This is a genomic window from Burkholderia sp. L-4 (assembly GCF_056856535.1).
Genome location: NZ_JBXEOX010000002.1, coordinates 903,158 through 926,697 on the forward strand (window position 1 = coordinate 903,158; position 23,540 = coordinate 926,697).

20 protein-coding genes are annotated in these 23,540 nt (G+C 68.5%); 6 read left to right on the forward strand and 14 right to left on the reverse strand.

The features are described 5' to 3' along the window. Nucleotides 1-68: 68 nt before the first annotated feature. The 3 genes from AC1VVG_RS20900 to AC1VVG_RS20910 form a co-directional block, all read right to left on the reverse strand. Nucleotides 69-803 (reverse strand): fucose-binding lectin II, encoded by a 735-nt coding sequence (locus AC1VVG_RS20900; RefSeq protein ID WP_034189647.1) that lies wholly within the window; start codon nucleotides 801-803, stop codon nucleotides 69-71. Between the two features lie 150 nt (nucleotides 804-953). Continuing rightward, nucleotides 954-1,760 carry a fucose-binding lectin II gene (locus AC1VVG_RS20905; RefSeq protein ID WP_482836121.1) on the reverse strand — a complete coding sequence of 269 codons (807 nt, stop codon included), beginning with the start codon at nucleotides 1,758-1,760 and terminating at the stop codon, nucleotides 954-956. Between the two features lie 123 nt (nucleotides 1,761-1,883). Further along, the gene (locus tag AC1VVG_RS20910) at nucleotides 1,884-2,273 is read right to left on the reverse strand and encodes a fucose-binding lectin II (protein WP_034189645.1); all 390 of its coding nucleotides are present in this window, start codon (nucleotides 2,271-2,273) and stop codon (nucleotides 1,884-1,886) included. A 958-nt stretch (nucleotides 2,274-3,231) separates the two neighbouring features. Here AC1VVG_RS20910 and leuA point away from each other — a divergent pair. After that, the gene (gene leuA, locus AC1VVG_RS20915) at nucleotides 3,232-4,941 is read left to right on the forward strand and encodes a 2-isopropylmalate synthase (RefSeq protein WP_482837195.1); all 1,710 of its coding nucleotides are present in this window, start codon (nucleotides 3,232-3,234) and stop codon (nucleotides 4,939-4,941) included. Between the two features lie 134 nt (nucleotides 4,942-5,075). Beyond that, nucleotides 5,076-5,480, forward strand: coding sequence for a peptide ABC transporter ATPase (locus AC1VVG_RS20920; protein ID WP_124670684.1), 405 nt, complete (start codon nucleotides 5,076-5,078; stop codon nucleotides 5,478-5,480). 146 nt (nucleotides 5,481-5,626) lie between these two features. Here AC1VVG_RS20920 and AC1VVG_RS20925 read toward each other — a convergent pair whose 3' ends face one another. After that, nucleotides 5,627-5,827, reverse strand: coding sequence for a hypothetical protein (locus tag AC1VVG_RS20925; protein WP_141727464.1), 201 nt, complete (start codon nucleotides 5,825-5,827; stop codon nucleotides 5,627-5,629). Nucleotides 5,828-6,275: 448 nt separating this feature from the next. On the opposite strand from AC1VVG_RS20925, the gene AC1VVG_RS20930 reads away from it, so the two are divergent. Next, nucleotides 6,276-7,262 carry a beta-xylosidase gene (locus AC1VVG_RS20930; protein WP_034189642.1) on the forward strand — a complete coding sequence of 329 codons (987 nt, stop codon included), beginning with the start codon at nucleotides 6,276-6,278 and terminating at the stop codon, nucleotides 7,260-7,262. Here the strand turns inward: AC1VVG_RS20930 and AC1VVG_RS20935 are convergent, their stop codons facing one another. The 10 genes from AC1VVG_RS20935 to AC1VVG_RS20980 all read right to left on the reverse strand — a co-directional run bounded on the left by AC1VVG_RS20935 (nucleotide 7,263) and on the right by AC1VVG_RS20980 (nucleotide 20,469). After that, nucleotides 7,263-8,327 (reverse strand): hypothetical protein, encoded by a 1,065-nt coding sequence (locus AC1VVG_RS20935; protein ID WP_069705899.1) that lies wholly within the window; start codon nucleotides 8,325-8,327, stop codon nucleotides 7,263-7,265. Continuing rightward, nucleotides 8,317-9,591 carry a lipopolysaccharide biosynthesis protein gene (locus AC1VVG_RS20940; protein WP_301741266.1) on the reverse strand — a complete coding sequence of 425 codons (1,275 nt, stop codon included), beginning with the start codon at nucleotides 9,589-9,591 and terminating at the stop codon, nucleotides 8,317-8,319. The genes AC1VVG_RS20935 and AC1VVG_RS20940 overlap by 11 nt, the downstream gene beginning before the upstream one ends. After that, a complete protein-coding gene (locus AC1VVG_RS20945; RefSeq protein WP_367188955.1) occupies nucleotides 9,588-10,754 on the reverse strand; it encodes a polysaccharide pyruvyl transferase family protein in 1,167 nt (388 codons plus the stop codon). Before AC1VVG_RS20945 ends, AC1VVG_RS20940 begins: the two co-directional genes overlap by 4 nt. Then, nucleotides 10,751-11,974, reverse strand: a complete 1,224-nt coding sequence (locus tag AC1VVG_RS20950; protein ID WP_069705897.1) for a glycosyltransferase family 4 protein — start codon at nucleotides 11,972-11,974, stop codon at nucleotides 10,751-10,753. Before AC1VVG_RS20950 ends, AC1VVG_RS20945 begins: the two co-directional genes overlap by 4 nt. Beyond that, nucleotides 11,971-14,241, reverse strand: coding sequence for a polysaccharide biosynthesis tyrosine autokinase (locus AC1VVG_RS20955; protein ID WP_482836124.1), 2,271 nt, complete (start codon nucleotides 14,239-14,241; stop codon nucleotides 11,971-11,973). Before AC1VVG_RS20955 ends, AC1VVG_RS20950 begins: the two co-directional genes overlap by 4 nt. After that, on the reverse strand, nucleotides 14,238-14,735 hold the full coding sequence (locus AC1VVG_RS20960; protein ID WP_034189637.1) for an arsenate reductase/protein-tyrosine-phosphatase family protein: 498 nt from the start codon (nucleotides 14,733-14,735) through the stop codon (nucleotides 14,238-14,240). The genes AC1VVG_RS20955 and AC1VVG_RS20960 overlap by 4 nt, the downstream gene beginning before the upstream one ends. Further along, nucleotides 14,732-15,961, reverse strand: coding sequence for a polysaccharide biosynthesis/export family protein (locus AC1VVG_RS20965; protein WP_482836126.1), 1,230 nt, complete (start codon nucleotides 15,959-15,961; stop codon nucleotides 14,732-14,734). The genes AC1VVG_RS20960 and AC1VVG_RS20965 overlap by 4 nt, the downstream gene beginning before the upstream one ends. Before the next feature lie 102 nt (nucleotides 15,962-16,063). Then, nucleotides 16,064-17,452 carry an undecaprenyl-phosphate glucose phosphotransferase gene (locus tag AC1VVG_RS20970; protein ID WP_059556328.1) on the reverse strand — a complete coding sequence of 463 codons (1,389 nt, stop codon included), beginning with the start codon at nucleotides 17,450-17,452 and terminating at the stop codon, nucleotides 16,064-16,066. Nucleotides 17,453-17,994: 542 nt separating this feature from the next. After that, entirely contained in the window at nucleotides 17,995-18,849 is an 855-nt protein-coding gene (locus AC1VVG_RS20975) for a CgeB family protein (protein ID WP_482836128.1), read from the reverse strand. 81 nt (nucleotides 18,850-18,930) lie between these two features. Next, on the reverse strand, nucleotides 18,931-20,469 hold the full coding sequence (locus tag AC1VVG_RS20980) for a tetratricopeptide repeat protein (RefSeq protein WP_482837196.1): 1,539 nt from the start codon (nucleotides 20,467-20,469) through the stop codon (nucleotides 18,931-18,933). Between the two features lie 365 nt (nucleotides 20,470-20,834). Here AC1VVG_RS20980 and AC1VVG_RS20985 point away from each other — a divergent pair, with 365 nt between their 5' ends. The 3 genes from AC1VVG_RS20985 (at nucleotide 20,835) to AC1VVG_RS20995 (ending at nucleotide 23,331) form a co-directional block, all read left to right on the forward strand. Then, nucleotides 20,835-21,149 (forward strand): hypothetical protein, encoded by a 315-nt coding sequence (locus tag AC1VVG_RS20985; RefSeq protein ID WP_034189633.1) that lies wholly within the window; start codon nucleotides 20,835-20,837, stop codon nucleotides 21,147-21,149. 71 nt (nucleotides 21,150-21,220) lie between these two features. After that, nucleotides 21,221-21,955, forward strand: coding sequence for a glycosyltransferase family 25 protein (locus tag AC1VVG_RS20990; protein ID WP_367188959.1), 735 nt, complete (start codon nucleotides 21,221-21,223; stop codon nucleotides 21,953-21,955). 533 nt (nucleotides 21,956-22,488) lie between these two features. Beyond that, complete coding sequence (locus AC1VVG_RS20995) at nucleotides 22,489-23,331, forward strand: peptidylprolyl isomerase (protein ID WP_482836130.1); 843 nt, start codon at nucleotides 22,489-22,491, stop codon at nucleotides 23,329-23,331. Nucleotides 23,332-23,540 lie beyond the last annotated feature (209 nt).

A 23,540-nucleotide genomic window follows, 5' to 3' on the forward strand; every position in this document is an offset into this window, starting at 1 on the left:
TCGGGCGGCTGCACAAATGCACATCGCCACGCCGGTCGGCGTGGCGATGATCGACGGGCTGCTGCGGTTCAACCCAGCGGCCAGTTCAGGATCGCGATGCCGTCGTTGTAATCCCCATCGCCGCCATCCTCCGACCCGACGAGCCCGAAGTAGGTCTTCTTGAAGATGTCGACCTGGCGCGAGCCGATCTTCGACGGCTTGCCGTTCGCCGTCACGACCACGCGCACCTTGCCCTTGCCCGAGTTCACGATCTGCGTGTTCAGGTTCGCGTCTTGCGTGCCGGCGCCCTGGAACGTCGCGGCCGGTGTCGGGTTGTCGTCGACGAAGACCTCGATCGTCTGCGGTGCCGACGAGTTGACCAGCGCGGTCACGCCGAACGCGATGTTCGGCGGCAGGTTGAAGATGCCGTCGCGTTCGCCGCCGCCGGTCGGCGCGGGCGCCGGCTGCACGGGCTGCGGCGTCGCCTTCGAGAAATAGTTGACGACTGCGCCCACGCCGAACTTGGCGGCCGCGCCGGGCAGCACGCCGGGCGCGCCGGCCCACGTGACCGTGCAGGCGACGACTTCGCCCGCCGCATCGGTCTTCACCTTGTTCTGCCAGCTGCCGACGTCGAAGCTGTACGGGATCGTCGCGATATCGACGAACACGTCGTATTGCGGCAGTTTCTCGACCAGCTGCGCGGTCATGAACTGACGCATCCGGTCGAGCACGGCCTGGTCGCCGTTGGCTTGTACGGCGGTGGCGTCGTTGCCGGCGAGTTGCAGCAGCGCATACAGATCGTCATGGGTAAACGGTTGTGACATGTCGTCCTCGTCTCGATGGAATATCTCGCGTTGCGCAGCCGGTGACCGGGGTCACCGTGCCGCGCGCGGCGCAAAGCGTGGGACTGCTTGAAAGTTTCGCAATGTGTGGTTGGCCCCGTCGCCATCGCGAAGCTGCGTGACTGCCGCCGATCAGCCGAGCGGCCAGTTCAGGAACACGATGCCGTCGTTGTAGTCGTCGTCGGCGCCGTCTTCCGAGCCGACGATCCCGAAGAACGACTTCTTGAAGAGGTCGACCTGCCGCGAGCCGAGCCGCGACGGCTTGCCGTTCGCCATCATGATCACGCGCACACGGCCCTTGCCGGAGTCGAGCACCTTCGTGCCGAGGTTCTGGTCCTGCACGCCGGCGCCCCTGAACGTCGCGGCGGGTGTCGGGTTGTCGTCGATGTAGATGTCGATCGTCTGGTCGTTCGCCGCGTTGGTGAGCGCGGTGACGCCGAACTTGATGTTCGGCGGCAGGTTGAACGTGCCGTCGCGTTCGCCGCCGGCCCCTCCACCGATGTTGCCGGTGCCCGGATTCCCGCTGCCGTGCGACGACGATTGCGCGGCGGTTTCACCGATCGCGGACAGGCTCGCGTACGAATCGATATGCATCGCGCTGCCGCGCACGCTTTTCCACTGGCCTTTCACGAACGTGACGCCGCTACCGGCATCGATCGTTGCGACCAGCGTGAACGGCATGCGGCCGGTGCTTTCCGGCACCTTCGACGAATACGTGAAGCAGCCGTCCGCGACGACGCCTCGATCGGTCGCGATCGCGAAGTAGATGCCGGGGAAGTTGTTGCCGGTCGCGTACGGCGTCGGCACGTTGAGGATGACCTGCAGCTTGCCGTCGCGAATCTCCGCCTTGGCGATGTCGATATACAGGCCGGGGATGTCGACGTAGGTTTCCGACGTCACGACGGGCGCGCTGACGATCGAAGCCGAAAGGAGCGGCATGGAAGTCTCCGGTGATGACACGGTTCTGGGATGGCGGCGTGAGGGGCCGCCGAACGCGGCGCGAACCCGCCGGCCGGCGCGGACGCGGCCAGCCGGCGGTGGTCGGTCGTCGATCGCGTCAGGTCAGCCGATCGGCCACTGGAGCACGACGATGCCGTCGTTGTAGTCGCTGTCGTGGCCGTCTTCCGACACGACGATCCCGAAGTTGACCGTGTACGGCGAGCCGTCCGACTTCTTGCCGTTGACCGGCGCGAGGCGCGCGTCGGTGGCCGACGGCTTGCCGTTGACCGACACTTCAAAGCGGAGCTTGCCGTTGCCGGAATTCAGCTTGACTTCACGCGGGCCGTCGCGCGTCGTCAGCTTGTGATACGCGGCGGGTTCGGTGCTGTCACCGATAAACAGCTTGATGTGCTGCTGCTCGGCGGCATTCGCGAAGAAAATCGCACGGAAATCGGTATTCGGCGGAATCGAAAACTCGCCGGCACGATTGGAAGACGTTTGAGAGTCGGCCATGCTTGCCTCCTGAGGTTTGTTGGATAAGGCGTGAGCGCTGTCGCGCAAACGTTTGCCGTTTGAAACGCGACGGTTAAAGCATGGAGAAAAATAAATAAAAAAATATTCGAACGGGAAGGGTTATTGTTCAGTAAATCGAAAATCAAGGTTAATCGATTTAATGAATTGCAGTTAATGAATCGATTTTCGATGTATTCGGGAAATTATGTCGATGCGCGTATCGTTTTCCTGAACGATGCGGGCCGTAGCGCGGCGAGAGCGTGGCGGGAAGGTGCAGCGGACAATCGGGCTTCGGAGCAGACGCTCGGCGTTCGCATATGGCAGCGTTTCGTTTCAACATCAGCATCTCGGTCGTGGCCGCGCCCACCGGCCACCGTCGAACGCCCGCACCGAAGCCCGATCGCAAGGGGAAGGGGTGCGACACCGGCGAAGAGGATGGACCGACTCACTCCGAACATGAATAGGACCTCACCGGCGCCGCACCCGTGAAGCATATCGACGGGGCAGGCCGTCGCCTATCGGACTGGACTGATTTTGCGCCCGCACTGAGTGCCGGCAAAAACCGCGAATCCCGAGCGCCCGGTTGACAGCCCCGGTCGCCCTGTGATCTGATTCCGGCCATGCAAGCCGCCCAGTCCCTCTTCTCGCTACGACTACTCGCCCGTTTCTCCGGGCTGGGTCTACGGCTGCGCGCTTTCCGTCTGCTTCTGTCCTGAAGCGCCAGATTTTCCCCGTATCACCGACCTGGCCCCGGTTGTCGACCGGCGCCTGAGTTCGTCTTTTTTCCGTATCGCTCCGCTCCGTCCCGGTCGCTCAACCGCCAAGGCCGTCGTTCGCCGTACCGCTTTGCCGTTGTGCCGTTTCATCGCTGTCACCGCTGCGCGCGCAGCCGGCCACACCCGCCGAGGGCCGCCGCGACGCGGTTTCCCGACATACCGACCGAGGACCGAACATCATGATGCTGAAGAACCCCGCGACGAAGTACCGACCGTTTACGCCCGTCAACCTGCCGGACCGCACGTGGCCGTCGCGCACGATCACGCACGCGCCGATCTGGATGAGCACCGATCTGCGCGACGGCAACCAGGCGCTGTTCGAGCCGATGGACGCCGCGCGCAAGATGCGGATGTTCAAGACGCTGGTCGCGATCGGCTTCAAGGAAATCGAGGTCGCGTTCCCGTCGGCGTCGGAAACCGATTTCAACTTCGTGCGCGAGCTGATCGAGGGCGGCCACATTCCCGACGACGTGACGATCGAGGTGCTCACGCAGGCGCGCGACGACCTGATCGAGCGCACGTTCGAGTCGCTGCGCGGCGCGAAGCGCGCGATCGTGCACCTGTACAACGCAACCGCGCCGGAATTCCGCAAGATCGTGTTCGGCCTCGAGCGCGACGGCGTGAAGCGACTCGCGGTGAACGCGGCGCGCACGATCAAGCGCTGCGCCGACGCGGCGACCGACACGCGGTTCACGCTGCAATACAGCCCCGAAACCTTCACGGCCACCGAACTCGACTTCGCGAAGGAAGTCTGCGATGCCGTCTTCGACGTGTGGCAGCCGACGCCCGAGCACAAGGCGATCGTGAACCTGCCGGCGACCGTCGAAGTCGGCACGCCGAACTTCTACGCGGACCAGATCGAGTGGATGCACCGCAACCTCGCGCGTCGTGATGCGCTGATCCTGTCGGTGCATCCGCACAACGATCGCGGGACCGCGGTCGCGGCGGCCGAACTCGCGGTGATGGCCGGCGCCGACCGCATCGAGGGCTGCCTGTTCGGCAACGGCGAGCGCACCGGCAACGTCGATCTCGTGACGCTCGCGCTGAACCTGTACACGCAGGGCGTCGACCCGGGCCTCGACTTCTCGCAGATCAACGAAGTCGCGCGCACGTCGGAAGAATGCACGCAATTGCCGATCCATCCGCGTCATCCGTATGTCGGCGATCTCGTGTTCACCGCGTTCTCCGGCTCGCATCAGGACGCGATCAAGAAGGGCTTTGCCGTGCAGAAACCCGACGCCGTGTGGGAAATGCCGTACCTGCCGATCGATCCGAGCGATCTCGGCCGCACCTACGATTCGATCATTCGCGTGAACAGCCAGTCGGGCAAGGGCGGTATCGCGTACCTGCTCGAACAAGGCTACGGCGTCGCGTTGCCGCGCCGTCTGCAGGTCGACTTCAGCGCGGCCGTGCAGCGCCTGACCGACGACAGCGGCCACGAGGTGACGAGCGCGCAGATCTGGTCGCTGTTCCAGCAGGAGTATGTGGCGGGCGATGCGCCGCTGCGTTATGTCGGCCATGAGCTGACCGAGCGCGACGGCCGCGAGACGATCGTGCTGACCGCGGACGTGCACGGCGAGCGCCGCGTGCTGCGCGGCGAAGGCAACGGCCCGCTCGACGCGCTGATGCACGCGCTGCGCACGCCGCTGCGGATCCAGCACTATGAGGAGCGCGCGCTGTCGCAGGGCGCCGATGCGAAGGCGATCGCGATCGCCGAGCTGGCCGGCACGGGCGTGCGCGGCAGCGCGTTCGGTGTTGGCATCGATGCGAACCTGACGACCGCGTCGATCCGCGCGGTGATCAGCGGCATCAACCGCGCGTATGCGCGCGCGGACGAGGCGGTGCAGGCGACGTTCTTTGACGTGGCGCGCGCGGTGAAGGCCGTGGCGTAAGTCGAGCGGTGATGGGTGCGCCGGTGTGACGCAAGCCTGACAACCCTGACAGGCGATGACTTCACATAACGAGCGTATCGTGCAAGCGGCGCGCGGGTCCGTTTTATCGCGCCCATCACCACGAGGAATGTGTCATGTCGAAACAAGATGCCCTGCGGGGCGATATCAAGGGGCAGGCCCAGGCGGCGGACCGCCACAACCTGGCGCGGCCGGCCGCGAACGGCGCGCTGTGGGCGCGCGGGCTCACGACGCAGCGGGTCGCCGACCTGTTCAGGACCTTGCCGGGATTGCCGGGGCACTGGATGCAGTTGCAGAACGAGGTCAACGCCGGGAATCGCTATTTCTACGGCGTCCAGAACGGCAGCGTGACGACCGAGGAAGGCAAGGCGCTGATCCGCTGGATCGCCAACGCGGTCGTGAGCGCCGCCGAGCATGCGTCGTTCGACTTCACGCTGCAGCAGCTGCGTTTCACGGCCGACATGGGCTGGCTCAAGCTCCAGCGTGTCAACGGGCGCGTGATGGTGTTCTCGCGGCCGTGAGCCGGGCGCCGGGCCGACGCTGACGGCCGATCGTGCATCGAGAAGTGTGCAGGTGAATGTGATGCGGCCGTCGACGGGATGCCGTCCGGCTGCGTCGCTCTATTGCTCGGCAGCTTTCCCTCGTCAAGCCGGCTTTTCGGTTTTCCCTATTTCGCCGTTGCCGAAATAGGGAAGCGAACGAAATCGTCGCCGCGCTCGCGGCGCTTGCGCACGAACCGGCAGGAAGGGCGCTTTCTGATCCATTGCGCGACCTTCGACACGATGAACGGGCTGCCGGGTGATGTCACGGAGCATTGTTGCGGCGGCGATCCGCGCTCGCCGGTGTCCGCGTATTCTGCTTCCCGCATGCAATCCTCCGGACGCGCATTCGCGTCGCCGAGTTTCGGTGAGCGGACAGGTAACGGCACATACGCGCTCAGGGACGTGCTTACCGATGAAAGCGTGATCGTGCCGGCAAGACGACGTTTTCCGGGACCCGGTCATCAATCAGGGCATCCCGCGCATCAACCGTCGATGAAATGACAGTTGCGCCGCAATCCGATCAAGCCCAAACCTACCAACGCTGAGCGCGCCCATCGCGCCCGGCCGCCCACGTTTTCCTGGCAGCGGGGCTAAGACCGGTCCGATTGCCCACATGCACGACACAGGCGATGCTGTCGGGATTTGAGGGAATCCTTGCATGGGTCTGCTGATCATCGCGATATGCGTCACCGTCGCCATATTCTTCGTATTGTGACCGGCGCCGATCGACGCGGCTCGTGCGCGTTCCATGACAGAAGGGGGGCCTTGTCCGCGATGTCCAATCGAATTCGCAAGCTGGCGATCGCCGCCGCCGGCTGCATGCTGGCGGCTGCGGCCGGTGCTGCTGATACGGCGCGCTGGCCTGGCGCGTCGGGCGGTGAGCCGCGCGTCGGCGTGCAGGTCAAGATCCAGTCGTTGACGCGCGACGATGCGCGCAACATTCGCGACACCGGCTTCGCGTTCGTCCGCTTCGGCGCGTGGGCCGAACGTCTGGATCAGGCGGCTTATCGGGCGCAACTCGACGAGGCGTTCGCGGCCGCACGTTCCGCGGGCCTGCCGGTGCTGTTGACCGTGCGCGCGCTGGGTCCGCTCGTGCCGGCGCACGACGCGAAAACGAAGACGGACGCGCTCGCGCTCGCGGGCCGCCGGATGGCCGATGCGATCGCGGCGCTGGCCGCGCGGCATCGGCACGACCTGATCGCCGTCGAACTCTGGAACGAACCCGACCTCGCGCGCTACTGGCCGACCGGCGATGTCGCGCGGACCTTTCCACCATTCGCCGTAGCCTTGTGCCGCGCGCTGGCCGACGCGGCGCCGGGTGTGCCGGTCGTCGGCTTCGGGTTCGCGCGCGCGCCGCTGCCGGGCAGCGTGCCGGACCGCTTGCTGGCGGGCGTGCATGCGGCCGCACCGGGCTGTCTGGACGCTGTGTCGTACCACGCGTACGGGATGACGCCCGCGCAGATTCGCGCGGCCGCGCGCGACATCGACACGCGCTATGGGCTGCCGGCCATCGTGACCGAAGTCGGCGCGGCGTCGACGGGCGGCGATGGCGAGCAGCGGCAGGCGCATCGCCTGCGCGCGCTGCTCGATGCGCGCGGCGAACTGCATACGCCGCTGATTTCGGTTTACGAGTGGGCCGATACCGCAAGCGCCGGCGACGCGGCGCAACGCGCCTACGGCGTCGTGCATGCGGACCGGTCGCCGAAGCCGGCGCTCGACGCATTGCGTGCCGCGCTGCGCACGGCGCCGCTTCCCCGGTAATCAGGGCGACCTCGGTCCCGTGCGGACCGACCACAGCGCGACGGCCAGCAGCGCGACGCTCGACAGGTGCCGCAGGTAGCTGCCGAGATCGGGCTCGAACAGCATCGACACAGCGACATGGCCGAGCACCACGCAAGCCAGCAACTCGCCGTCGCGTGCGGGTGCGATCGCGTGGCCGTCGATGCGCCGCACCGGCAGGCGGCGCCACGCGGCGCAGAGAAACAGCGCGATCAGCGCCTGCATCGCCCAGCCCTTCGGATCGAACGAGAAAAACACCGGCAGGTTGAGCCGGACGACCGAATACGCGTAATTGCCGACGAAATGCACGAAGGAATCGGGCGGCAGCGGATTGTAGAAACTCGTGCGCGCGCCGAACGGCGACGAATAGACGAGATAGTCGACCGCGAGGTCGCGCGGTTGCTGGAGCAGCGTATAAACGCCGTTCGGCAGCGCGACCAGCACCGCGACGAGCAGCAGCGCGCCGGCCACCCTCGGCAGCATGGACACGCGCCGGAATACCCACGCCGCGAACGCGATCGCGAGAATCAGCGCGAAGTAGCTGCGGATCGTCGCCGCGTAGGCGAGATACAGCACGGCAACGATCAGCATCCGCCGCGCCGTGCCGCGCAGGCGCGCGACGGCGAGCACGGCGATCGACATCGCGGCGACGATCGTATCCTTGCTCGCGACGAACAGGTTGAAGAACAGGCACGGCGCGATCAGCGCGAGATAGATGACGAGCCCGCCGAGCCGGCGCGTCTCGCGCAGCGCGATCCAGATCGTCGCGACGCCGAGCGCGACGACGAACACGGCGGTGCCCGCGCTGCCGAGCGCCTGGTACAGCTTGCCGACCGCGTCGAACGACGAGCCGTCGTAGGTCGAGCCGCCGCCGATCTGGGTCTGGATCTTGTCCGCATCGCGGAAGATGAATTCCGGCAGCAGCGCGCGTGCATTCGCGTAGACGCCCACGTACAGCAACGCGACGAGCGCCGCGATCGCGTCGCGCAGGCCGGGACTCAGCAGCGGCCCGCTGCGGATCGCGCTTCGGATGACGTTACGCAGCATGGCCGGCTCGAGTGCGCTTGCCGCGCACGGCGGGCAGGCGCGACGTGACGATCCACGCGAGCCACGCCGTTACCGCGATGCTCGCAACCAGATGGGCGCAGGCCGCGCCGAGCTCATGTTCGCTTTGGACCAGTGCGATCGACATCGGCACGCATGCAACCGTCAGCGCGGCGATCACGCATGCGACCGTGCGCCCCGCACGCAGCGCGACTGCCGCCGCCCACAGCACGTCGGCGGCAGCACGCAGGACGAACGACGGCAGCAGGATCAGCAGGAGCACGGTCGACCGCGCATCGTCGCCGCCGTGCGCAAGCCGGAAGAGCCACGGGTGGGCGAGCGCGATCGCGAGCGCGGTGGCGCCGGTCAGCAGGAGCGACGCACGCAGGGCCCGTGCGAGCTCGGCGCGGAACGCGGGCGCGGCCGCGTGCACGCTGTCGAGCACGCGCACGACGCGTGGCGCGGCGACGGCGACGACGGTCGCCGACGCGACCGTCTGGATCGCATTGGCGATCGACCAGACGAACACATAGTGGCCGAGCGCGTTCGCATCGAGCTGCGCGGACGCGACGAAGCGCTCGAGATACTGCAACACCGACAGCAGCAGCAGCGCGACGAAAAACGGCACACCGTCGCGCCACACCGGGGCGAGCCGCACGCGCGTCGCCGACAGCGCGGGCATGGCCGGCAAGCGGCGCGCGGCGCCGGCGATCAGGATCCAGCCGATCGCCACGACCAGCACGTCGGCGGCGATCCAGATCGCGAACAGATCCTCGACCGACGCGATCGCGCGCAGCGTCAGCGCGCCGATCGCGACGCCGGCCCATGCACCCGTGCGGACGAACAGCAGCCAGGATGCGGCGCGCGCGCGATGCAGCGAGAACAGCCACGTATTGACTTCGAGCGCGGCATGCTCGGCGCACGCCACGAGCGCGACGAGCAGGAGCGGGACGTCGCGCAGCGCGCCGGGCGCGGCGATCGGCAGCGTGGCCACGCCGCAGAGTAACGCGTAGACCCCGGCGTACAGCACGGACAGGCGCACGCAGGTCCGCACCGCGTCGTGCGGATCGGGGCCGGCCAGCCGGCGGTTGATCTCGGTGCTGAAGCCGAGCCCCAGCACCTTCGACGCGACGACCGACATCGCGAGCGCGAAACCGTAAGCGGCCACCGCATCGAAGCCGAGCGTGCGCGCGACGACGATCGTCAGCATGAACTTCAGCCCGAGCGCGCCGACGCGCAGCGTGAGGCGCAACCATGCGGCGCTCATCGCGTTGCCTCGCGGTCGAGCGCATCGCGCAGTGCGGCGACGATCTTTCCGCGTTCGCGCGCGAGACGGGCGAGCCCGGCGTCGGCCTGCATCCAGAAGCGGCTCAGTGCATGGGGCGCGAGCAGCGTGTCGCACACCGCGCCCGCGTCGAAATCGGCCGCGTTCGCGACCCAGTGGCCGACGCCGAGATCCGCGTACGCGCCGAAACCCTTGCGCTCGTAGCTCAGGTGGTACGCGGGCACGCCGTGCAGGATCGCTTCGAGCGCACCGTGCAGACGCACCGACACGACCGCGTCGGGGGTGTCGTCGGCGAGCACGTCCTTCAGCGTGCGCGTGGCGTCGAATCCGCGTTCACGGTAGTACGCGGCGTCGTCGTTGCCGCGACCGGTGCTCTGCACCGCGAACGTGATGCGGCAGAGCGTACCGAGCCGCTCGATCAGCGCGTCGGTCGCCGCGAGATAGCGCGCGCGTTGCGCGTCGCTCCACGCCGGCGGGCGTCGCAGCACGAATGCGACGTGGGCGGGCGTCGACGCGGCTGCATGCGTGCGCATCCGCAGGTCGTTCGCCCGGTGCGCGAGTTCGAGCACCGCGAGATCGGGGGCGCGGCGCGTGTTCGCATTGGCGGCGAGCAGCTCGGCCGAGCGGTCGTCGCGCACGAACACGGCGTCGAAGCCCGCGAGCAGCGACGTCAGGTGCGCGGCGAGCACCGGACTGCCGGCAGCCGGCCCGATGCTCTGCGGCAGATAGACGGCCGGCTTGCCCGCCGCGCGGGCCGCGCGCATCTGCACGAGATGCCCGGCCTCGAGCTTGAGCGCTTCGACCGCGTTGCGCGCGCGCAGATAGCCGCCGCCGACGCCGACGATCAGGTCCGCACGACGCAGCAGCGCACGCAGCCCGGCGAGCGCCGGGTTCGCGCCGACGGGCAGCGCGGCCATCGCCGCGCCGATCAGGCGGCCGGCGCCGCCGGCCGCGAGCACCGGCGCCGGATGCACGTCCGGGTAGCCGGGGAACGACGCGGGATCGGCCGCGACGATCGAGACCTGCGTGTCGGGGCCGAACGCCTCGCGCAGCAGTGCGACCGACAGGTCGACGAGCAGTCCGTCGCCGGAGTTGCGTGCGCTGTAGGCGTGCAGCAGCACGACGTGAACGGAGCGTTTCATCATGCGTGTTCCTGGAGAAGCGCGCGATAGACGGCGAGCGTGCGGTCGACCATCGCGTCGGCCGAGAAATGCGGGGACGCTTGCGCGCAGCGATCGCGCATCATGCGGAATGCGGCCGGGTGCTCGACCAGCCGGCTGACCGCCGCGGCGAACACGGTCGGATCGTCGTCGTTCGGCACGGTAAGGCCGACGTGGTGCGCGGCGATCAGTTCGGCCGCGCCCGCGACCTGGGTCGCGACCATCGGCACATGCGCGGCGACGGCTTCGAGGCAGACGTACGGAAAGCCTTCGTAGCGGCTCGGCAGCGCGAGCAGGTCGAATGCGGCGAAGTAGCGGCGCGCGTCGTCGACGCGGCCCGCGACGTACAGGTTCAGCGGCAGGTCGCGCGCCTCGTCGCCCGCCGCGCGGGCGAAATCGCCGGACCCGATCGCGACGACCTGCACGCGGCGGCCGTGGCGCCGGTCCAGCGCGCGTGCAATGCGCACGAGGCGGTCGACGCCCTTCTGATGATCGAAACGGCCGACGAAGCCGACGACGAACGTGTCGTCGGCGAGCCCGAGCGCGATGCGCGCGGCCTGGCTCGCGAGCAGCCGCGGCGGCGTGACGCCGTTCTCGACGACGCGAATCCGTTGGTGCGCAATGCCGAGTGCTTGCAGGTGATCGGCCTCGTCCTGCGACACCGCGATCACCGCGTCCGAGCAGGCATTGCCGAGCACGCGCTCGATGCCGCCGTAGAACGCGCGCTTCGCAGGCGACAGCGCCGGGTTCAGCGTATAGACCGCGTGCGGCGTGTAGACCTGCTTCCACGGCCCGCGACACAGCCGCGCGAGCGCGCCGGCTTTCGAGCTGTGGCTGTGCACGATGTCGGGCCGCAGCTTGCGCAGCAACCGCCGCAGCGCCAGTGCGCCGCGCAGGTCGTGCAGGCCGACCGCGCGTTGCAGCGGCAGCCGGTGGAACGCGTGACATTGCGCGGCGGCGGCGGACAGCATGGTTTCGTCGAAGCGTTCGCCGAGCGGGGCGATCAGATGAATCTCGACGCCCGGGCGTGTCCGCAGGCCTGCGATCAGGTCGCTCAGGTGCACGGCGACGCCGCCGCCGGCTGCTTCGACGACCAGCGCGATGCGCGTCGGCCGTGCGGCGCGGGCTGCGGGCGCGGCCAGGTTCGATGTGGGGCGGGCGGCCGTGCGCGTGGCGGGCGGCGGGGCAAGTTCGATGTCGGTCATGCGGACCTCCGGAGCAGGCGTTGAAGGGCCGCGCGCAGACGGGCCGGATACGTGCAGCGCGTCCCGCACGTGTAGCGATAGGCCTCGTAGCGATAGCTGCCGTATTTCGAGCCGAACGCGGACGCGCCCGAGCGCGGATCGAGGCCGTTCAGCACCACGCCCAGCGAGCCGGCGGGCCGTTGCGGCAGCCGTCGCGCGGACTCGACCAGTTCGCCGGCGCGGGTCGACCCCGCGCGGGCGACGAGCAGGGTCGCGTCCGCGTGCGTGTCGAGCCAGGTCGCGTCGGCGACCGCGAGCAGCGGCGCGGCATCGACGATCACGAGGTCGTAGCGCTCGCGCAGCGACGCGAGCCGCGCGCCGGTGCCGGCGTGCTGCAGCAGCGCGATCGGCGCGGCCGGCAGTTCGCCGGTCGGCAGGAAGTCGAGGTTCGGCGCGACGCCGCGGCGGACGACGTCGTCCGCGCGGGCGCGACCGTCGAGCAGTTCCGCGAAACCGGCGCCGCGTTCGAGGCCGAAGTACTGATGCAGATAGCCCTTGCGCAGGTCGCCGTCGATCAGCAGCACGCGCTGGCCGTTCGCCGCATGCACGGCTGCGAGGTTGACCGATACGAACGACTTGCCGGTGCCGGGCGCGGGGCCGGTGACCAGCACGAGCGGATGCGGGACGTCGGCCAGCGAGAAGTGCAGCGCGGTCTGCAGGCTGCGCAGCCCTTCGATCGCGGGTTCGTCCGGATCGTCGTAGGCCAGCACGTGCAACCCCGCGTCGCGCCGTTCGACCGCGCGGATCAGGCGGCGCTGGCGCGCGGCGGCGGGCAGTACCGCGCGCACCGGCAGCGACGTGTGGCGTTCGATCTCGTCGACGGCCGTGAGGCCGCCGTACAGGAACTCGCGCGCGAACGCGGCGAGCATGCCGAGCGCGAGGCCGGCCAGCGCGGCCGCCGCGATCACGACCGGCCGGTTCGGCCGGACGGGATCGGCCGGTGCGACGGCCGCGTCGACCACGCGGACGCTGGCCGTGCGGCCGGCCTGCACGAGTTCGAGCTGCTGGATGTTGTTCAGCAGCGCGGTGTACAGGTCGGTGTTGACCTTCACGTCGAGCTGCGCGCGCACTTCCTCGGCCTGCTGCGCGGGCAGGTGTGCGATGCGGCTGTCGAGCGCGCCTTGCTGGCGCCTGAGCGTCGCGAGCTGCGCGTCGAGCGCGGCCATGTCGGGGTGGGTGGGCAGGAAGCGGCGCGAAAGTTCGTCGCGCTTCTGCCGCAGTTCGAGCGCGCGCGTCTGCAGGTCCGCGCCTTGCTGGAGCGCGAGCTTGCCTTCCTCGGCGAGATCGACCGAGCCGGTGCGGCTGCGCAGCGACGCGTAATGCGTTTCCGCCCGTTCGAGCTGCTGCTTCACGATCGGCAACTGTCCGTTCAGGAACGTCAGCGACTGCGCCGCTTCGGCGGAACGGCGCGCGATGTTCTGCTCGACGTAGCGGTTCGCCACCGCGTTCAGCGTCGCGCTGAGGTCGGCCGGGTCGTCGCCGCGCAGCGACGCGACCAGCACGCCCGACTGCTTGACCTTCTCCTGCACGTCGAGCGCGGTGCGCAGCGTGTCGATCGTTTCCGCGCGCGAATGCCGGACCAGCCTGAAGCGGGTGCCGGGCAGCGCGTCGAAACCGGTGATCTCGATCTGCAGCGGGCCGTAGCGCGTCGCGAAGGTTTCCGCGCGGCCGACGCGGCCGACGGCGTCGGCCGTCAGGTCGGCGCCTGTCAGCCGGTAGCGCGTGGCGTCGAGCCGCACGACGTGGAACGTGTCGCCTTCGGCGCGCGTCGGCACGTCGAAGCGCGCGACGTCCAAGCGCTCCTGGCCCCATGCGTAGCCGCCGAAGCCGAGCAGGCCGGGCGACACCGCGCCGTCGTTGAAACGCGCGACGAACGCGCCGATCACGGGCACGCGCGACGGTTTCGCGACGATGTAGGCGCGCAGGTCTTCCACCGCGCGCGTGACGACGAGCCGCGACGACAGGATCTGCGCTTCGGCCGACGCGGGCGAGCCGACGTTGAAGAACGACGCGGCGTCGCCGAGCAGGTTCTTCGATGCGGCGTCGCTCGCATCGTCGGCCTGGATCATCAGGTCGGCCTGATAGGTGGGCGGCGCGACGAACGCATAGAGCGCGCCGGCGGCGACGCAGGCCGCGACGATCGACGCGACGGTCCAGCGCGCATGGCGCAGGACGTCGAGCACGCGGACCAGGTCGATCTCGCGTTCGGAGGAAGAGGGCGTGTTCATGACCGGGAGACGGAAACGGGGTGGGCCGGCCAGCGCGCGGCGAGGCGCGGCAGCCAGCCGGCAACGGCGAGATCGATCAGCGCCGCGCAACGGATGAAATCCGCGCGCGTGCCGCGATACGGATCGGGGATGTCGAGGCCGGGACGCGCGTCGTCCGACGCACGCGCGTATTCGCCGAGCCGGAACACGCGCCCGCGCAGGAACGGGTGGCGCGCCTCGAGCACGCGGCGTTGGCCGTCGTCCATCGCGAGAATCAGGTCGGCGCGCGTGCACAGCGCGGTCGTCACGGGGCGGGCGGCGTGGGTGTCGAGCGTCAGGCCGCGCGCTTCGGCCATGTCACACGCGAGCGGGTCGGCCGGGCGGCGCGGCGGCGGTGCGAGGCCGGCGGATTCCACGTCGGCCTGCGGCAACCGCGCCGCGAGCAGCGCGGCCGCGAGCGGGCTGCGGCAGAGGTTGCCTTCGCATACGACGAGCAGGAACGGGCGCGCGCTCATTTCGCGGCGATCCCGGCGGCGACGCCCGTGTTGACGCTCGGCAGCAGCAGGCTCAGCACGCGGCTGAAGCGGACGAGCCCGTTGCCGTCGACGTAGACGATGTCCTTCGGCTCCAGTTCGAACTGGTTCGCAAGCACCATCGCGACCGGCGAGCGCGCGTCGAGATGGAAGATCATCGGCGCGCGGCTGTGCGCGCCGCGGATCACGAACATCTGCGCGGCGTCGGCCGTGTTCGAGTTGATGCTGCCGGCCTGCAGCAGCGCGTCGCTGAGCGTCAGGCGGCCGTTGCGCTTCGGCAGCGCGAGCATGGGCCGGTTCACTTCGCCCATCACGTAGACGCCGTTGTCGTCGCGCGCATTGACGCGCAGCAGGTCGCCGTCGCGCAGCACGATGCCGGACGGATCGGTGCGCCGTTCGAGCAGGCCGGTCAGGCTGATGCGAACCGGTATGCCGCCGCGTACGATCGTCACGTCGCTCTGGTCGGCGGCGGGCGTGAAGCCGCCCGCGCGGGCGAGCGCGCTGGCGAGCGTCATCGGCACGTCGTTGACGGGCTGCGCACCGGGCGTGTGGACTTCGCCGTCGATGTAGACCTGCTGCGAACGGAACGACGCGACGCGCAGCGTCACCTGCGGATCGCGGTAGACCGACGCCAGGGCGCGCCGCACGCTCGCCTGTGCCTCGGCGGCCGTCGAACCGGCCACCTTCAGCGTGCCCGCATACGGAAACGTCAGGTTGCCGCGATCGTCGACGACGAAACCCGCGACGGGATCGGCGGCGCGAGACGGCGTCTGCGGCATGCCGCCCTGCGCGGCCGCGAGTTCCGGATGATCCCAGACGGTGATCTGCAGCACGTCGCCCGGGCCGATCCGGTAGGCCGGTGCGCGCGCGCCGGCGAGCGCCGCCAGCGACGCGGCCGCCGCTTCGTGCGCCGCATGCTGGCGCGCGATCAGCGCCGGGTCGATCGTGACGACGGGCGGCATCGCGCCGGAGGCAGCGCCCGGCGGTTGCGGCGCGGCGGGCACATCGCCGGAGCCGTCGCGGGTTTCGCGTGGGCCGTCGGCGGAGGCGGGCGCGGGGTGCGGGTCGTCCGCCAGCCAGCCGAGATACGACGGGCTCATCTTCATGCCGGGCGCCAGCGCGCATCCGGACAGCCACACGCAGGCCGTCAGGGCGAGCATGGGCGCGGCAAGGCGGCGTACGGCCGCCGGTACGATCGGATTGGTCATGGGTTCCTTCCAGGAGCGCCGCGCAGCGCGGCCGTGGCGTCGGCACTGCGCCGCAGTCACATCAATCGGCGGCCGCGATGCCGCCCCGGGCGGCGTGGCCGCTCAGTACGCATTGGGATGCACGATCCCCTTGAGCACCGTCGCCGCGATGATTCGCAGGTCGAGTGCGAACGACCAGTTGCGCAGGTAGTACAGGTCGTAATCGACGCGCGACTGCATGCTTTCGACCCGCTCGGTCGCGCCGCGCAATCCGTTCACCTGCGCCCAGCCGGTAATGCCGGGCTTGATCCGGTAGCGATGGATGTAGCCGTCGACCAGCGTGCGGTACTGCGCGTCGTGTTCCACCGCATGCGGGCGCGGGCCGACCACCGACATGTCGCCGAACAGCACGTTGATGAACTGCGGCAGCTCGTCGAGGCTCGTGCGGCGCAGGAACGCGCCGACCTTCGTCACGCGCGGGTCGTTGCGCGTCGCCTGCACGACGGTGCCGGGCGATTCGGCATGCGCGCGCATCGTGCGGAACTTGTAGATGTCGAACGTGCCGCCGTCGCCGCCGCGCCGTTTCTGCGTGAACAGCACCGGGCCCGGCGAACTCAGCTTGATCGCGGCGGCGATCGCGAGCAGCAACGGCATCAGCAGAATCAACACCACCGCCGCGAACGCGCGATCGAAGATCGCCTTGGTCCACCGGGCGCCGCGGGACAGCGGCGGTGCGGCCAGCGAGATCGCCGGCTCGCCGAGAATCTCGTCGATGCGGCTGCCGAACAGCGCGTGCTTGCTGACATCGGGCATCAGGCGCAATTCGACGAAATCGTTGCGGAACTCGTCGATCACGGGCTCGACCGCGTCGTCCTCGATCGCGAGCGCGATCCAGACTTCTTCCGCCTGTGCACGCCGCACGCAGGCGGAGAACGACGGCAGCGTGTCCAGAATGCGTGCGTCGCCGTCGAGCTCCGGCATGTCGCCCGAGGTCAGGTATGCGCCGACGAGTCGATACTGCGGCGCGGCGTTCGCCCGCAGCGTGGCGGCCAGGCGCTCGATGCGCGCACCGTCGCCGACGATCGCGACGCGGCACGGCGCGACCGTCGCGCGCAGGCTGCGCCGCCGCGCGACGCTCAGGGCGATGCGGAACACCACGAGCGCGATCGCGACGCCGATCGTCCAGTCGAAGAACCAGTGCAGCAACACGGCCGTGAGCGTCGTCAGCGCGATCATCTTCACGAACACGAAGCCCTGCACGACCAACCACAGCGCGAGCGAGCGCAATGCGGCGCGTGTGGCAGGCAGGCGCCGGCCGTCCATGCCGGCGCCGGTGAGGCGAAGCAGGAACGCCGCGAGCAGCGCGCTGACGCCGACCAGGATCGATTCGACGCGGATCGATGCGAGATCGCGGAACGAACCGGTATGCGCCCAGGCCGCGATCGCGACGATCGCGGCGACGTCTACCGCGCACACGGTGATTTCGCTGCCTGTGGGCTGCCTGCCATTCATGTTTCTCTTCCCTTCCAACCTGATCCGCTAGGCGCGATGGGGCGCCGTCTCGTCTGCCCGGTCACGGGACGCTGCTCGGCGGGCCAACTGCCGACGTATCCGGAGAGGAAGACGAGTCTAGGTGCCGTCTTGTCCCGAAACCATGGGACATGTACGAAAAATCGAGCTGTTCGTGACCGGGAATCACCGGCGCGCGCCCGATGTAAAGCGGTTTTCGCCCATGGCGTCTGATCGATGCGGAAGGTGATCGACGATAAATCGATACGCACTCCGTACAAAAAAATCGATTCGAGAACGAAAAAACGACGACGCCAATCGCAACGAAATTCGCATTACTTGCCGGGTGACGGCGTGTTAGCCATCCAGCGCAGCCATTGTGTCGAATGGGCGGGGTGCAGGGAATCAGACGCGTCTTAGCTGTCTGTCAACGATTGTGAAAGAAGAATTGGATGGGCCGATGGGCGAGTCGCTTGACGCCGCTTCGGAATGGCAGCCGACGGTGTGGACAAGGCGGCCACGCGCGACCGATCGGACGCGTCCCGTCACGATGCGGCAAGCGCTTCCCGCAGCAGCGGTGCGAGCGCGCGTGCCTGCGGATGCCGGCCGATCGTTTCCAGCGCGGCCGCCTCCAGTGCCCGACGCCGCTCCGGATGGCGAACCAGCTCGACGCATGCGTCGACCAGTCCGTCGTACGGCGCCGCCTGAAACCCGCCTGCATAGTCCGGATCGAGGGCCGTGGCAGGCGACACTTCCCCGACGACGGCCTTGCCGTTCGTCATCAGATAAAACACGCGCACGACCTCGAATATCTGCGACGCATAGTGATGCAGGTTCAGCACGACTTTCGCGCGCGCGATGGCCGCGTCGCGTGGCGCGCCGTAGATGCCGCCGCTGACGATGCCGACGTTCAGCCCGCGTGCCTGCAGCGCGTCGAGTATCGCCGCGCGTCGCGGCCCGATCGTGCCGTGGAACAACACGTCGATGTCCTGTTCGACGTCGTGCGGAATGCGGCGCAGCGCCGGATGGAAGCCGAGCTTCAGATAGTGCGCATGCGCGATACCGAGACGGCGCAATTTGGCGAGATTGCGTTCGCTGTAATCCCAGGTTTCGTAACGCGACGCCCAGCGGTAAATCTTCTCGTTCCACGGTTGTTCATCGACGTGAATCTGCTCGGTGTTGATGACGATCGTGTCGTCGGGCACGTGCGCGGTCGCGTCGGGATCGGCGAGATGGCAGCCGATCAGCAGATTGCGCGCGTCGGGCATCATCGCGTTCTCGCTGATATGGACGGTGTGGCCGAGATCGTCGAGTCCGTAGGCGACGACTTCGGCGAGTTCCGTGAATGCGCCGGAATGCGCGTAGCCCGGCGGCCGGACGACGCAGATGTTGTAGTGCATGGCGAGGCTCCGGTGTCGCGCCGGGCCCGACGGCGATCGCGCGTCGTCGGCCCGGCGGCGGTGTGGAATCGGGCGGCGCCGTCAGGCGGCGAGCGTACGGAGATCGTCGGCCGCTTCGTTCAGCACCGGCCCCCAGTCGGCGAACGTCGGCTGCCGGTACAGCGACGCGTCGGGATAGAACGGGCTGTCGCGGCGCTCATGCTGCCAGACCCAGTGCGGATTCGCATCGAGCAGCACCCACGTGGGGCGGCCGAGCGCGCCGCTCAGGTGCGCGACGGACGTGCAGACCGTGATCACGAGGTCGAGCGCGCCGACGAAGGATGCGGTGTCGTCGAGCGTTTTCCATTCGTGCGTGCAATCCTTCATCGCGAACCCGCGCGCGCGCGCCGCTTCGACGTCGTGCTGCGCGCCGGGCTGCAGCGAATAGAACGCGACCTTGTCCTGCAGGCCGGCGAACGCATCGGCGTAGCGGTCGAGGCCGACGCGGCGGTAGCGGTTGCGCGCATGCGTGACGCTGCCGGTCCATGCGAGGCCGACTTTCAGGCGTGTCTCGTCGGCGAGCGCCGTGCGCCAGGCATCGGTCGCGGCCCGGTCGGCGTGCAGATAGGGCGTGGGCGTGGCGAGCGTGTCGCCGTCGAGACCGAGCATCCACGGAATGCTCATCAGCGGCAGTTCGAAATCGAAGGCCGGCAGCGCGTCGGGTTGCGTCGCGATGTCGTACACGTCGACGTGTTGCGCGAGACTGCGCTCGAGCAGCGCGCCCATCACCGAGAACGCGTTCCAGACGAGGCGTCCGCCTTCGCGTCGCACGCGCTCCGCGAGCAACGGCACGTAGCGGCAGAACTGCAGCACGTCGCCGAGCCCCTGTTCGCCCCAGACGAGCAAGGTCTTGCCCGCAAGCGATTCGCCGCGCCAGCGCGGCCCGGCAAACACCGGCAGGCGGCCGCGCAGTTCGCCGGAGCCGTCCCAGCGTGCTTCGTAGTTGCGCCGGCCGGACGCGAAGTCGCCGCGCGCGAGCTGCAGCAGCGACAGGTTGTGGCGGTAGGCCGCGTTGTCCGGCGCGAGATCGATGGCGCGTCGCGCATAGGCCTCGGCGGCATCCCACTGTCCGGCTTCCTTCAGCACGGTCGCCGTGTTGTTGGCGACCAGCGGGCTTTCCGGGGCGAGCGCGTACGCCTGCGTGGCGGCATCCAGCGCGCCGTCGAGATCGAGCCGTTCGAGCCGCGTGACGACCGCATTGGTCCATGCCTGCGCGTCGTTCGGGTCGTCGTCGAGCGCATGTTCGAGCAGCGCGTATTCGGTATCCGGGTCGCCGTTCGTCAGCCGGATCGCCAGTGCCAGGTTGTTCTTCAGCGACGGCCACGCGGGCGCCAGTTCGTACGTGCGCAGATACGGCGCGAGCGCGTCGGCGTGGCGCCCGGCGATCTGCAGTGCGTAGCCGCAGTTGAACGCGGCATGCGCCGAGTCGGGGTGCGCGTGCCAGTGCCGCGCGGCGAGATCCACGGCATCCGCGATGGCGCCGCGATCGATGAGTGCCTGCGTCAGCGTCGCGACGGCGTTGTCGTCGGCATGCATCGCCGGCGACACGATGTCCTCGCGGGCGATCGGCATCGGCTGCATGCGGGCGGCGGGCGGCGTGTCGGGGAAGATGGTCTGCATGGAAGTCGCTCCGGTGAGTCGTCCGCGTGACGGCATGCGGACGGTCGGGTTGTCGGTCGTGGAGCCGGGCGACGAGAGAGAGCTCGACGACACCGGCTCCGTGTCGACTGCCACTTTAGGCATGCCGTTTCGGCAACTGAATCGGACCAGTCCTAATCTGCATCGCGTTGACGGATTTCCGCGCCGCGCGTGTAGGCCCAGTCCTATTTTTGCGTGTCGGGCCATCCAATCGGACTCGTCTGACAGAGATTCGTGTCGCGCATCCCTTTAATACGGGGTATTCCGGCCGACGGCGTTCGGCCGCCAACCTACTGGGAGAACGAACCATGAGCGACGCGGATCATCTGGTGAAAGGCACGGTGATGGGCATGATCGCCAGTGCGGCGACGGTGGCGCTCGTCCATGTCGTCGTCGAGTTCGGCACGCGCTGGACGTCGACCGGCGCAGTCGTGATGGGCGCAACCGCGCTGCTGATGGCGCTGGCGTTGCTGGCGCCGCCGTTGCTCGCGGCGTGGCGCAACCGGCACGAAGCGGTCGATCCGTTTTTCGAGCCCGCGGCGTTGAAGCCTATTCTGCAAGGGCGCTCGGTCGGCATCGTGCTCGGTATCGTGTTCGGCGTGTCGGTCGTGACGGGGTGGTGACGATGTCGACACCCGTTACCGATCGGCCCGGCCTGACCGCCCGGCATTCCGCCTCGGTGTCCGACGCGTGCATGCCGACCGTATCCCGCACGCTGCGCGTGATTTCGCTGGAGGACGAACGCGGCCGTCGCGACGCATTTCGCGCGAACAACCCGAATCTGGATTTTGCGTTCGTCGACGCGGTCGACGGGCGCGCGCTGTCGGACGCGACGATCGAGGAAAGCGGGCTGTTCGCACCGGGCTTGCCCTATACGCGCGGCGCGATCGGCATTGCGATGACCACGCACCGGCTGTGGACCGCGATCGCCGCAGGCGACGCGCTCGTGACCGTCGCTGAAGACGACGCGATCTTCAGGCCCGACTTCGACGACACCGCGATGCGGTTCCTGCGTGCGCATGCCGGCCGTTACGACTTCGTCGCGTGGGGCTACAACTTCGATTCGATCCTGCGCGGCTCGATCTTCAACAGCCGCACGCCGGTGACGATGCGTTTCGACGAGGCGTCGCTCGCGCAGGCCGTCGAGGATTTCCGTATCGATCGCGGCCCCGTGCTCGTGATGAACCTGCTCGAGTTCTACGGGATCTGCGCGTATACGATCTCGCCGGCCGGTGCGCGCTTCCTGCTCGACCATTGTTTTCCGCTGCAGCCGGAGACGCTGTTCTCGCACGGGCTTGGCCGCACGCTGCCGAACTACGGGATCGACGTCGCGATGAACAAGTTCTACGGCGCGATGCGCAGCGTCGCCGCATTCCCGCCGCTCGCCGTGACGATGAATGCGCGCGAGACCTCGACGATTCAACGGTGATGTCGTGCGGAATAGGACCCGGCTGATTGTGCGGACGCTGTCCGAACTTCGACAATGCAAACGTCGGGCGGTCGCATGGTGTGCGCCCGACACCTCGTATCCGAAGCCCCGCTTCGTTGGACGCGCTGCCCGTTCGCCGGGCGGCGCATTTTTCTCCGCGTGCGCCCGAATCGAACGATACAGCCTAAGCGGGCCGAGCCGGATGGCGAGACGTGAATGCCCTGCGGCGACCGGTGGGCTCGGTCGCGTCTGCCCCATTTGGGTCGCAGGTTGGGAGAACGCTGCCACATGCGAGCGCAGGGCATTCATCTCTGTCTTCCGCGCCGACGGCCGCCGTTGCGTCGCCGGCGGCCGCTGTGCCATCCCATGCGAGACCGGGTCGACCGGTTCTCGTTCCAGGTCCGGCCGCGACGCGATCGTTCGCGCGCGGCCTGTCCGGCACCGATCCGTTCGGTTGCCCGCGGCGAAACCGCCGCGCTTTCTCCCGACCGCCATCGCGTGCGGCAACTCCCTCCCTCGATGAAGGAACCCTCATGAAGAAGCACCACATATCCATTGTTTCCACGCTGATCGCACTCGCATGCGCCTGCGGCGCACCCGTCGCGCGCGCCGCAGGCACGAAAACCGAAACGCCGCTGCCGTCGGGCGTCGAAGCGGTCGTCAACGACACGCCCATTGCGCGCAGCGACGTGGACAGCATGATCGAAACCACCGGGCTGGCCGCCACGCCGGAACTGCGTGCACAGGCCAAGCGTGAACTGATCGCCCAGCATCTGGTCGAGCAGGCGGCTGAAAAGGCCAACTACGGCAGCCGGCCGGAAGTGAACCGCGTCGTGATGCGCGCCCGCACGGTGGCGGCGACGGATCTCTATCTGCGCGACAACCTGCACCCGCAAGCGGTGACCGATGCGCAGGTGAAGGCGCGTTACGACGACGTCGTCGCGAATGCCGCGCAGTTCGAATATCGCGCGGACGTGATCGCCGTGGCCGATCCGGCCGACGTGAACGCGCTGGTCGCGGAGCTGAAGCAGGGCGCCGCGTTCGACGCCGTGGCGAAGAAATACAACACGACACCGAACGGCGGCGTGGCACAGTGGGTCGAGTTGCGCACGCCGGTGGCCGAAGGGAAGACGGGCGGCCTGCCCGTGCCGCTCGCGCAGGCGATCACGTCGCTGCAACCGGGCGCCGTCGCGGGCCCGATCCGGATCGGCAACGCGTTCGCGATCGTGAAACTCGACGAGAAGCGTGCGACGACCGTGCCGACCTTCGACGCGGCGAAAAGCGTCTTGCGTCAGCAGCTCGAAGCACAGGCGCAGCAGCGTGCGATGACGGCGCTGGTGGACAAGCTGGCGCAGCAGGCGGTGATTCAGCAGTAAACGGCCCGCATTCCGGGTATGTGTCACATACGTCGGCCCGTTGCTCGATTCGAGCGCGGGCCGATGTCATTTCGATGCGTGACCGGACTGTCGCCGCGTCTGCTTTGGGGGATCGATGGCGCGTGGCACGCGTGGACTGGAGGCGGCGGATTCAGGTAACGGATTGGAGTCGATCGGATGCGCCACCGATGGCATGGCCGAGGATGCCG